Origin of the sequence: Pseudidiomarina donghaiensis, assembly GCF_900116895.1 — a bacterium.
GTDB lineage: Bacteria > Pseudomonadota > Gammaproteobacteria > Enterobacterales > Alteromonadaceae > Pseudidiomarina > Pseudidiomarina donghaiensis.
This window is the reverse complement of the sequence record NZ_FPCF01000002.1, coordinates 108,478-120,416: the sequence shown is the minus strand read 5'-3', so window position 1 is coordinate 120,416 and position 11,939 is coordinate 108,478. Positions and strand designations below refer to the sequence as shown.

Annotated in this window: 12 protein-coding genes; 1 reads left to right on the top strand and 11 read right to left on the bottom strand. The window is 49.0% G+C overall.

What is annotated here, in order from left to right:
• Positions 1-18: 18 nt before the first annotated feature.
• Positions 19-1,167 carry a dicarboxylate/amino acid:cation symporter gene (locus BM334_RS06530; RefSeq protein ID WP_092839708.1) on the top strand — a complete coding sequence of 383 codons (1,149 nt, stop codon included), beginning with the start codon at positions 19-21 and terminating at the stop codon, positions 1,165-1,167.
• A 135-nt stretch (positions 1,168-1,302) separates the two neighbouring features.
• Here the strand turns inward: BM334_RS06530 and BM334_RS06525 are convergent, their stop codons facing one another.
• From BM334_RS06525 to BM334_RS06475, 11 genes are all read right to left on the bottom strand, one after another.
• Positions 1,303-1,932: a YiaD family glycine zipper/OmpA-like lipoprotein gene (locus tag BM334_RS06525; protein WP_092839705.1), complete on the bottom strand. Its 630-nt coding sequence runs from the start codon at positions 1,930-1,932 to the stop codon at positions 1,303-1,305.
• 91 nt (positions 1,933-2,023) lie between these two features.
• Positions 2,024-2,503, bottom strand: coding sequence for a DUF4199 domain-containing protein (locus BM334_RS06520; RefSeq protein WP_092839702.1), 480 nt, complete (start codon positions 2,501-2,503; stop codon positions 2,024-2,026).
• 49 nt (positions 2,504-2,552) lie between these two features.
• Positions 2,553-3,251, bottom strand: coding sequence for an RNA polymerase sigma factor FliA (locus tag BM334_RS06515; RefSeq protein WP_092839699.1), 699 nt, complete (start codon positions 3,249-3,251; stop codon positions 2,553-2,555).
• Between the two features lie 5 nt (positions 3,252-3,256).
• Complete coding sequence (locus tag BM334_RS06510) at positions 3,257-3,748, bottom strand: hypothetical protein (RefSeq protein ID WP_092839696.1); 492 nt, start codon at positions 3,746-3,748, stop codon at positions 3,257-3,259.
• 7 nt (positions 3,749-3,755) lie between these two features.
• Complete coding sequence (flhF, locus tag BM334_RS06505; protein WP_092839693.1) at positions 3,756-5,852, bottom strand: flagellar biosynthesis GTPase FlhF; 2,097 nt, start codon at positions 5,850-5,852, stop codon at positions 3,756-3,758.
• Entirely contained in the window at positions 5,849-7,933 is a 2,085-nt protein-coding gene (gene flhA, locus BM334_RS06500) for a flagellar biosynthesis protein FlhA (RefSeq protein WP_092839690.1), read from the bottom strand. The genes flhF and flhA overlap by 4 nt, the downstream gene beginning before the upstream one ends.
• Complete coding sequence (gene flhB, locus BM334_RS06495; protein ID WP_092839687.1) at positions 7,930-9,072, bottom strand: flagellar biosynthesis protein FlhB; 1,143 nt, start codon at positions 9,070-9,072, stop codon at positions 7,930-7,932. Before flhB ends, flhA begins: the two co-directional genes overlap by 4 nt.
• Positions 9,073-9,133: 61 nt before the next feature.
• Positions 9,134-10,072, bottom strand: a complete 939-nt coding sequence (gene motB, locus BM334_RS06490; RefSeq protein WP_092839684.1) for a flagellar motor protein MotB — start codon at positions 10,070-10,072, stop codon at positions 9,134-9,136.
• Between the two features lie 2 nt (positions 10,073-10,074).
• Positions 10,075-10,938, bottom strand: a complete 864-nt coding sequence (gene motA, locus BM334_RS06485) for a flagellar motor stator protein MotA (protein WP_092839680.1) — start codon at positions 10,936-10,938, stop codon at positions 10,075-10,077.
• Between the two features lie 60 nt (positions 10,939-10,998).
• Positions 10,999-11,544: a flagellar transcriptional regulator FlhC gene (gene flhC, locus BM334_RS06480; protein ID WP_092839677.1), complete on the bottom strand. Its 546-nt coding sequence runs from the start codon at positions 11,542-11,544 to the stop codon at positions 10,999-11,001.
• A 34-nt stretch (positions 11,545-11,578) separates the two neighbouring features.
• The gene (locus BM334_RS06475) at positions 11,579-11,878 is read right to left on the bottom strand and encodes a flagellar transcriptional regulator FlhD (protein ID WP_092839674.1); all 300 of its coding nucleotides are present in this window, start codon (positions 11,876-11,878) and stop codon (positions 11,579-11,581) included.
• Between the last annotated feature and the right edge of the window lie 61 nt (positions 11,879-11,939).

Sequence of the window (11,939 nt, the reverse complement as noted above, 5' to 3'; positions counted from 1 at the left end):
AACAACGAGAGAACTTCCATGGGTTTAATTATCAAACTAGTACTTGGCATTGTTGCCGGTACCCTAATTGGCTTGTATCTACCAGACTGGGTTAGCCAGCTACTGATCACTTTCAAAGCCATTTTCGGCCAGTTATTATTTTTCACCATTCCGCTGCTAATTCTATTCTTCATTACCAGCGGTATTGCTGGCTTACCGCAGAACTCAGGCAAATTGCTGTCGCGCACACTCGGCATTGCGTACCTATCTACTATTATTGCCGGCATTTTGGCGTACGTTGTCGCAAGTTTGGTGGTGCCAATGCTCACTGCTGCCACAAAAACTGCCGCAAACGCCCAAGAGAGCACTTTACAGCCGTTCCTAACCATTGACATGCCACCAGTATTTGGCGTGATGACGGCGCTGGTTTTGGCGTTTATTTTCGGCCTTGGTATTGCCAGTACTCGCGCAGAGCAACTTAAGCAATTCAGTGATCAGGGTCGCGACATCATTGAGCTACTGTTGGGCAAGGTAATTATTCCATTGTTGCCGTTTTACATCGCCGGTGTTTTTGCGCAAATGGCCGCCGCTGGCACCGTCTTTAGCACCTTGCAAACCTTCGGTATCATTCTGCTGTTAGCCGTTGCGCTGCACTGGATTTATATCATTAGCATGTTCAGCATTGCGGGCGTGAAAGCCGGCGTAAGCCCAGTAAAGCTGATTAAGAATATGCTACCCGCCTATTTCACAGCACTTGGCACCATGTCGAGCGCCGCGACTATTCCGGTAACCCTACGCAGTGTTAAAGAAAACGATGTCAACGATGACGTGGCGAACTTCGCTGTGCCTTTGTGTGCAACCGTTCATTTGGCCGGCTCAACCATCACCATTGTTAGCTGCACTATTGCGGTTATGTTCTTACATAGCTCGCTAGCGATACCATCATTTTTCACTATCCTGCCATTTATTCTCATGTTAGGTGTGGTGATGTTGGCGGCACCGGGTGTGCCAGGTGGCGCGGTGATGTCAGCGGTAGGTTTGCTGGGCTCAATGCTGGGCTTTGGTGAAACCGCTATTGCCTTGATGATAGCTCTGTACATGGCGCAAGATAGCTTTGGTACTGCGTGTAATGTTACTGGCGACGGTGCCATTGCGTTACTGGTGAATGAAGCATCAAAACCTAAATAGCTACTCTTTTAGCACATGCGAAAAGTGCTTACTAAAAGCGCTTACTAAAAGTACATACTAAAAAGCCGCCGATTCATTGCGAACTCGGCGGCTTTTTTATTCAGTAACGTGCTATTTTTTCAAACCAAACCCAGGTTACTGAGCCTCGTTCGGTACAATGCGCAATTCAACACGGCGGTTTTCTTGGCGCCCGCCTGCTGTGCCATTGTCTGCAATGGGTTGAGTTTCGCCGTAACCGACAGTAGTTACGCGGCGCTGGTCGACACCCTCACCAACTAAGTAGTTACGTACTGATAAAGCACGGCGTTCTGACAACTGCATATTGTAGTTCGCGTCTCCAACGCTATCCGTATGGCCTTCCACCAACATGGTGGTTTTTTCATAGCGGTTTAATACACGGCCCACATCTGAAAGCACTGGATAAAAGCCTTGGGCAATGCTTGAACTGTCGGTTGCAAAAGTCACGTTGCTGGGCAGCTGCAAGCGAATGTTGTCGCCTTCGCGAATCACTTCTACGCCACTACCAGCTAATGAATCACGGAACTCTTGTTCCTGCTTATCCATATAGTTACCAATGGCACCACCAGCAATGGCGCCAGCTACCGCGCCCCAAACATAACGACTCTTGTCATGGTCGCCGGTGCCTTTACCGATAACGGCGCCAGCAATAGCGCCAATAGTCGCGCCTTTTTGCGCGTTGGTCATATTGGCACAACCGGTTGCAACTAACGATGAAACAGCAACTGCTAAGACTAATTTTTTCATACCAGTAAATTCCTTGTCCTGCCTAATAGTCTTTTAACCTTAGCACAGTAAAGAAAACATGCGCCGCTGTTTGCACCAATTTAACGCTTAACTATTTTTTCGTCCGCACAAACAAAGCCACCACAGCCGATGTGATAACGCCCATCACCACCGCACCAATAACCGACTGAATCATATAGCTTTGCAAGTTAAAGTAACTCAGTGCCTGTGCTTCAGTCATGTTGCTACTGCTCACTGCATACTCCACCATGTTGGTGAAAAAATGGGGGGACACAAAGCTATGCGCAAGCCACTGCGTTAATGGGCTTAAAATAGCGACCACGATGGTCATTCCCACGCCACACATGAAGCCCTGCTTCCAAGTCATTTGTCCTTGCAGCTCGCGATCTCGTTTTTGGCGCAGCGCCAACACATAAATAGTAATGGCAACTATCGCGAATACATTCGTCCACACCATATGTAGGTGAATCAATGAACTATGCAAACCAGCAAGACGTTCTATGAGCAGCCAAACCAACATGGCCAGACTAAAAATGACACCCCAGCGAATTTCCAATTTATAATTATTCATCACGCACCTTCTAGTTCTGTTAAAAACGTCCGTTGAACGTTGATTGCGGTTAAGCGGCAACTCGTGCGCGAATACGCTTGATGGCCTGGCTATGCAGCTGCGACACCCGCGACTCGGTTACATCGAGTACGGCACCGATCTCTTTGAGGTTAAGCTCTTCTTGATAATAGAGCGTCATGACTAATTTTTCACGCTCAGGAAGGGAGTCAATGGCTTGAACAAGTAATAATTTGAGCTCCGCAGCGCCAATTTGCGCCTCTGGCTCTGCTTCTTCATCGCCATTTGTTTCGGCATGAGGCGTGTCACTAACCACTTCGTCGTACGACAACACTAGGCCGATATTCGTATCCAGCAATAGTTGATGATATTCGTTGAGCTCCATGCCCAACTCAGTCGCTATTTCGCGCTCTTCAGGCACACGCCCAAGTTGTTGCTCTAAGCGCCGAATGGTTTGCTCAAGCTCACGTCCACTGCGACGGACGCTGCGCGGAAGCCAGTCGCGACTGCGCAGTTCGTCAATCATGGCGCCGCGAATACGTTGGTGGGCATAGGTAGAAAAAGCAACACCCGAGTCTGGATCAAATCGGTCAACACAGCTAAGTAACCCTTCAACGCCAGCCTGAATTAAATCATCCACGTCAACACCCGCAGGCAGCTTCACCTTGAGGTTAAAAGCCTGGCGTCGAACCAGTGGATAATACTGTTCGATAATGCTGTTTTTGTTGAACTTACCTTCAGCTGTATACATAGTTTTCAGCCCGAAAATACCAAAACTTCAATGTTAAAATAATGCCGTGCTACGTACTGAATATTCGCTAATAAACCTTGACGCGCCATGGGGGGATGCAGCGCAATGACTCGCTTAGGCCCCCCCACCGATTGAATGGTCTTTAATGCGCGATACACACGCATAAAACTATCAAGGTCATCATCAACCCAAACCGCCCAGCGTGGGTAAGTGCCCACTAACTTAGCTAAATCTGGGTATTCTCGGCTTACCGGAATAACCCGCCAACGCTCGGCATCTCCGACCCATTTCTTACCATGTTCTGCCCAGCGATGAAATACATTTGCAGCTTTCGCTGCTTGCTCTTGGTCTAGTTTTGGCAAGCCCAACACCACCACTTGCTCAACATTTTTTTGTGGCGTTTCCGCGGACGCTGGTTGCGAAATGATCTCATTGGCCGGCTCGCCTTCGTTGCGCTTAGCCGCCCATTGTCGCAAACTCGCTGCCTGATCGCTCATGCTTAACTTATGCCTCTACTTCTCGGCCTGCAGCCACTAACGACTCATAGGCTTGAATAACGTGTAAAATTGCTGGTACTAGCTTATCACCCTGAACCCGCCCACGTTTGCCGCTTAAACTAAGTAGCTCGCCACGCAATCCAGCAAATTGCGCCGCGCTGTGGTACTCCACATGCATGGCAACTGCCGCAAGCGCTCCGGCAACGGCTAATTGGGTTGATGATGTCAGTTTTTGCTTATCTATTGCGCGCCATGCAAAACGCGTTAATCGCGCGTACTCCTCAAGCTGCATCATGCTTCGCGCCCGCTCGACAACTTGTTCTGCGGTGCAGTGCCCGTCTACCATCCAATATCGACGCTGTACGGGGTTTTTGCTCGGCCCACCATGCAACTCGCCATACACCACTTGGTACAACTGCTGACTTTGCTCAGACTCGGCTGCCGCCACCGTAAGCTCAAGTCGACGTCGCTCTCCGCGATACACAATGGTATGTTTACTTAATGGAATACCGTGTTTTTTGACCAGCTCGCTAACTACCACGGTGTGCCCTTGGCTGTGTACTTTGTGGTTCACATTCAAGGTGGCTAGCCAACCGGTTTGGTGTTCTGAAAAAATATCCAATAACGCCGTTTCTGGTAAATAATCAAATAACTGTACCGGCGCCAACGCCATATCTGGTAATACTGAGTCGTCGTTATCGTGTATTACCGGTGGCAGTAACGGTAAGCCATGTTTATTAAGCCCCAAATGCGGGGTTAAATGGCTCCAGCCTTGCAAAGGCTGTGGCGCCGCCCAACGAATCATGTTCAACTCGTCTGGAAACGCTGTGTTCTGCCAGCTTTCAGGCAGTTCTTTTTGTTTGAGCGCCTGTACCAGCTCGCTAAAATGCGGGACATGGTTGCGTAGCGCCTGCATGCTCGATTGAATTAAATGCCCGTGCGTGAATACGTGTGAAGGCTCAAGCTTCTCACTTGACTGCTCCCATTCGCTGGCGGCAAGCATGGAGTCACTCACTTCGGCGGCTAACGAGTCTGCCACCAATTGTTCAATGTCAGGCACCTGAATATCTTCCGGCACGCGCTGCCCAGAGGATACCGCCTGCACCGTCAGCTTGTGACGAATCAACGTGTCCAACACCCCACCCAAACGTGCGGTTTCGTCTAGTTTAGTGAGAATAGCATCACTAATGGTTAACTCACTTTCCCCAGCAATGCGCTGATAAATGCGCGCTACTTCGTCTAATGTTTCTTGCTGGGCCGCAGCATTGAGCAACAACACAATACGTGTTGTATGTGCATGTTGCTCGCTGTTCAATGCCGCAATTTTCTGCGCTAGGCGCTGATCGCGTTGGCTCATACCAACCGTATCAACCAAGACTAACCGTTTACCCTGCATTTTTTGCGCTAACGCATCCAGCGTATCGCCATCGGCAAGCGCATGCATTTCTACATCGAGCAACTCTGCATAAATGGCAAGCTGCTGTTGGGCGCCAATTCGATAACTGTCTGTGGTGACCAGCAACAAGCTGTCGTTACCATGCTGCATGACATAGTTTGCCGCTAATTTCGCGGTTGTGGTGGTTTTGCCCACTCCTGTTGGCCCAACGAGCGCCATCACGCCTTGGTGCTGCAGTAGCTCCCAGTCGTTGGCTTGCATGTTCGACTGATGTGACACCCGAGCCACTAACTGCTGTTGCAACCACTTCAGTGCTTCCGGGTAGGTTTTATTTGAATGATTAAGCTGCGACGGCAACATAGCCACCAACTGGCGACTTAATGGGTCGCTATACCCACCAGCACGAAGTTGGCGGTACAAGCGCTTACGATTGTCGTCAGGTACTTTCTCGCCCTGCTGCTGATGCAACATAGCGCGCATATCTTGCACGTCACTCAATAGTTGTTGTGCTAAACCTGAAAAATCAGGGGAGGTGGGCGCGTCTTCGGTTTCATGCAACAGCGCGAGTTCGGCCTCGCCAATTGCAAAAATCTCAGCGCCTTGCGACGTTTTACGCGAAGACACAATCACGGCGTCATCGCCTAGTGCATCACGCACTTTGCGCATCGCATCTTTATGACTGGCTGCTCGAAAGCGCCTTATGGTCATTGTGACCCTCCAATAACACTCACAACTTTAATGGTTCTATCATCTGGAATTTCAGCTTGTGATAATACCACTAAATCACGTAGCTGGCGTCGCAAGAAGTGCGACAACAGCGGCCGTAATTGATGGGGCACCACTAATACTGGCGGCAGCCCCATGGTTTCGGCATGGTGCAACGCCTTTTGGGTTTGCTCGCTTAACGTCATGGCTAAGCCCGGCTCTAATGAACTGTTTTGTTGCATCGCTTGTGACAACATGTTTTCGAGTGACACATCAAGGCCAATAACCTGTAATTCTCGCTCGCCACCGAACCACTTCTGAGTAATATTGCGACCCAACGCCAAGCGCACACGCGCGGTTAGCTCATGTGCATCAGCTTGCTGGCCTTCAAATTCTGCTAGGGTATCAAAAATAGTGCGTAGATCGCGAATTGACACGTCTTCTTCAAGCAGGTTCTGCAGAACTCGCTGCAACGTCGTCACGGTAACACATTTCGGCACGACATCTTCAACTAAGGCCTTGTTTTCTTCCGCTAATTTATCAACCAACTGTTGCACTTCTTGACGACCTAGCAAGTCTGACGCGTAACGTTGCAACAAATGATTGAGGTGCGTCGCAACCACGGTACTGGCATCTACAACCGTATACCCGTAAATTTGCGCATGCTCGCGCTGATCTTGATTTATCCACTTAGCCGGAAGCCCAAAGGCTGGGTCTGTCGTGTCAATACCCTCTACGTCTCCCGTTACTTGGCCAGGATTAATCGCCATCCAACGCTCGGGGTAAATTTCTGCACGACCAATTTCGCCGCCTTTTAATGTAATTGTATAGGTATTAGGTTTCAGTTCTAAGTTGTCACGAATATGCACTACCGGTGGCAAGAATCCCACTTCTTGCGCAAACTTCTTACGCACACTCTTAATGCGGCCAAGCAACTCGCCCTGCTGATTGTCGTCGACCAAGGCAATCAAGCGATGGCCCACTTCCATGCCTAAGGTATCCACCAGCTGTACGTCATTCCAACTGGCCTCTGGGGCACTAAACGAAGGCGCCGGTGCAGCTTGCTCAGACTGCGCAGCAGCCGCTTTTTGCGCGGTTTGTTGCTTGTGCAAATACCACGCAAAGCCACCCAACATGGCGGTAAAGAGCAAAAAGATAAAGTTAGGCATGCCCGGCACTAAACCAAGCAAACCAATAACCCCGGCCGCGAGCATGAGCACTTTCGGGCTTACGAATAGCTGTTTAATAAGTTGCTGACCAACATCTTGCTCGGTGTTCACGCGCGAGACGGTCACACCAGCGGCGGTTGAAATGATTAGCGCTGGAATCTGCGCCACCAAACCATCGCCAATGGTTAATAACACATAAGTTTCTGCGGCAGCGCCAGCACTCATGTTATGCTGCATAACCCCTATCATTAAGCCGCCAATAATGTTCACCACCATGATGATCATGCCGGCAACGGCATCACCGCGAACGAATTTACTCGCACCGTCCATAGAGCCGTAAAATTCAGCTTCTTGGGCGACTTCTTGGCGACGCCGCCGCGCTTCTTCTTCACCGATAAGGCCTGCGTTCAAGTCAGCGTCAATCGCCATTTGCTTACCTGGCATGGCATCTAACGTAAAGCGTGCGCCTACTTCGGCAATACGCCCTGCGCCTTTGGTAATAACCATGAAGTTAATGACAACCAAAATAAGAAACACCACCAAGCCAACGGCAAAATTACCGCCCACTAAGAATTGTCCAAAGGCTTCTATCACTTTACCGGCGGCGTCGCCACCGTTATGGCCTTCCATGAGTACAACGCGCGTGGAGGCAACGTTCAGTGACAAACGTAGCAAGGTTGAAAACAGCAATACCGCTGGAAAGGCCGCAAACTCCAATGGTTTCTCAGTGAACATACTGACTAACAACACCATGAGCGACAAAGCAATATTAAAGGTGAACAGAAAATCGAGAATAAACGGCGGTAATGGCAATACCATCATTGCCAAAATCAATAAGATAAGTACGGGGCCAACAAGCACCTGCAAGCGTGCCGAGCTCATGCTCCCTGCTAGCGCGTTCATGCTTAACTTCATGGTGCCGGTACCTCGTAATCATCAGGAACTGTAATATTTGTTGGGGTTGGCGGCGTTACTGCGGCCCCCTCGCGTGCGCGTTTTAACTGGAACGCCCATGCCAAGACTTCGGCCACGGCAGTATACAAGGGTGCCGGAATTTCATGGCCTAAATCAACGTGTGTATGCAATGCCCGAGCTAACGGTGGTGCTTCTAAGCGCGGCACTTTGTGTTCATCACCTAACTCGCGAATACGGTGTGCAACTAAGTCGGTGCCCTTGGCAACAACACGCGGAGCGCCCATATTACTATCATCGTATTTTAATGCCACAGCATAATGGGTTGGGTTGGTCACAATCACGTCGGCTTGTGGCACTTCACTCATCATGCGTCGGCGCGCCATGGCTTGTTGCTGTTGGCGAATTTTGCCTTTTACATGGGGGTCGCCTTCGGTTTCTTTGTTTTCACGTTTTACTTCTTCTTTCGACATACGTAATTTTTTGGTGTGCGTGAACAATTGAAACGGCACATCAAACGCCACCACCACTAGCAGGGTCAAAATCATCAAGAAGCACGCCAATGCAGCCATGCTCATGGCCTCGCCTAATGCCTGCTTGACCTCAAGACTCATTAACCGCAAGAAGTTTGCTTTTTGGTCCCATAGAAACAGCATCAATACGCTGCCAACTAATACCGACTTGGCAATTGCTTTGCCAAGTTCAGCCAGCGCCTGTGTTGAAAACACTCGCTTTAGGCCTTTTATTGGGTTCAATTTACTCAGTTTGGGAGCCATCGCTTTGGCAGAAATCACCCAACCACCCAACAGTGCCGGGGCGACCAACGCCAATAGCATCATCACCGCAAATAAGGGTAGCAACGAAAACAATGCTGATTGACCAAGCTCAAGAACGTTTTGTAGCATGGGGCCGGGTTCTGACACCTGCAAGCGTTCAAATAAAAAGGCCTGCTCCATAACCAGCCCCAAGTTTTGATACATGGTGCTACCTAATGCCCACAGCATTAAAACGCCACCAAACAAGATCACAAAAGTGGTCAGCTCGCGTGATCGCGCAACCTGACCTTCTTCCCGTGACTTCTGCAGCCTTCGGGCGGAGGGTTCTTCTGTTTTTTCTTGATCTTGAGATTGTTCTTCTGCCATGACACCAATTATGGCGTAAGGCAAGCAATAACGAAGGGTCGAAAAAGGGGCTTAGAACCCCTTATTTCTGTTTTGTTAGATCGGTTGCTCGGGTGGCTTCTTGAAACTGTTCGGTTAGCAGACCAACGTCGGGCTCTAAACTGGCTTCAAGTTCTTGCTCGTCTTGCGGAAAAAAGCCTTGGCGTTTAATAAATTCAGATGACTCAAGCGTGTGCACGACAATGGTAATGCGGCGGTTTCGGGGGTCATCAGGCTCGGTGCCATCTAGCGGAATTCTATCGGCCGCGCCCATCACTAGCAGCAGGCGCTCTGGGTCAAATCCACCGGCCATTAATGCCTTTCGTGACTCGTTTGCGCGGTCAGCAGAAAGCTCCCAGTTGCTATAGCCACGCTCGCCACCGGCATAGGGCAAACTGTCGGTATGACCACTGATAGTTACTTCATTAGGAATCTCATTTAACAGCGGTGCTAACGTTCTTAACAAGCGTTCCATGTATGGTGCAATACGGTCACTGCCTATTTCAAACATTGGCTTGGTTTCAGTATCAAGCATCATTATGCGCAAGCCTTCGCGGGTAACGTCAAAACGTAACTGTGCTTTTAAGGCTTTTAGTACCGGATCAGCATCAATAGCGGCCTCAACCCGGCGACGAATCTCATTAAAATGACGACGCACATCGGCAGGCCGTGATTCACGACGCAAATCTATACGTGCTTGCTCGCCATCCATATGGGTTGGGTCGGCACCACCACCTTGAATAACGTTGGCGGCGTTGCTTGAACGTTCGCCACCAGCCATAGAAACTAACAGTGGAGTGCGGAAATACTCGGAAATGCCTTGTCGATCTTTCTCGCTCGACATCGACAAAATCCACATCACCAAGAACAACGCCATTAATGCAGTCATAAAGTCTGCCAAGGCGATTTTCCAACTACCACCATGGTGCTTTTTGACAATTTTCTTACGTCGAATAATTATCGGGCGATGTTCTTCAGCCATGGTTACTGCTCCGCTTTGGCACCACGAACATAGTCTTCTAAATCGTTAAAGGTTGGACGCTCAGAAGTGTGCAATGCTTTACGACCAAATTCGACCGCCAACTGCGGCGCATAACCGTGCATGCTCGCCAACAATGTGACGCGAATAACTTGTAAGGTTTTTACTAGCTCAGCTACTTGACGCTCGACACGGCTGGCTAACGGGTTGATAAAACCATAACCTAATAAAATACCCAAGAAAGTACCAACCAACGCATGGGCAATCATGGTTCCCATCACGTCGGGTGGTACATCTGCGGTACTTAGGGCGCGAACTACACCTAAAACCGCTGCAACAATACCAAATGCAGGCATGGCATCACCCACTTTATGCAAGGCATCGCCTGGAATTTCAGCCTCAGCTTCAAAAGTTTCAATTTCGTGCAGCATTAGCTCGTCAAGCTCTTGAGGGTTCATATTGCCGCTGATCATTAAGCGCAAATAATCAGCTATGAAGTTCAGCATCATGGTGTCTTCAAGTACATCTGGGTGCTCTTGAAAAATTGCACTTTCTTCTGGGCTTTCAATATCGCGCTCCACGGCCAACATGCCGTCGCGGCGCATTTTGTTGAGCAACTTGTAAATAACGGCAAGAAGTTCAAGGTAGGTGTCATTATTGTAAGTTGTTGAACGTTTGAAGCGCTTTACCGACTGCAACGTCGCTTTGATCGCCTTGCCGTTATTGGCCGCTATAAAGGAGCCAATACCAGCACCGCCGATAATTAACAGTTCGAGCGGCTGAAAAATAGGCCCCAACGCGCCGCCAGCTAATACAAAGCCGCCGAACACCGACAGTAACACCACTATAAAACCGATTGCGATTAACACGGCCGCTTCCTTTTCTTGGAAAAAACATCTAAGAAGTATATCGGCTCGGGGGCTTCAGACTTAAATTTCTTTTCGTGATTTTAAAGGCTTTTGTTTGAGCGGTTTCCCGGCTCGAGAAGGAGGTTGGCACACGCCACACATGTAATCATGGTCGGGCGTATGTGCGTGGTTTACAAAATTTAATCCGCAACAATTACATTTAGACAACTGAAACATGTCACTTTCAAAAAAACGCACTAATGTCCATGCTCGCGTTAGAGCGAGCACTTCTTCTTCACCGCTTAATTGAATATGCTCTTGGTAAAGTTTATACGCTTTAATAAATGCCTGCATGCGTTCTAGCTTCTGCCCTTCGCGCAAGCGAGCATAAATATTGTAGAAAAAAGATGAGTGTACGTTAGGCTGCCACGTCATAAACCAATCCGTTGAAAAAGGCAGCATTCCTTTGGGTGGCGACTTGCCCGACACCTCTTTATACAACCGCACTAACCGACCGCGATTCAAACTCACTTCTGACTCGAGAACTTGCAAACGCGCACCAAGCTCAATCAGCTCAATAGCAAGCTGCACTTGGTTTAGTTCTTCAAGAAGCTTTTTCGTAGTCATGTCAGGATCTTTCTAATTGATGCGTGTGTAAAATTTACGCCGACGCCATATGCATTGCTAAATGAGTCGCCTGCATTCCCGTATCCCGCTTATTTGTTAAAATTGCTTTTAACTGGCTCACTGGCCCTAAATTTGGCTGCAACAAGCTTTGCGGTTGGCGGGCTAACATCGTCAATTCTTTAGCCGACATATCGGCTATTAAATCAGCTAAGTCATCGTCAATTTTCAATCGAAAAATTGCGGTATCGCGATCTTCGACGATCAATTTCTGAACCAACATCAGATAACTTAGGTTTAATTCCTGAAGTTCAGAAATAGTTTTGCTGTGACTCATGGGGGCATTTCTCCAACACTGCTGATTGTTTTTCATTCGCAGGGTGATCTTTAGCAAATCT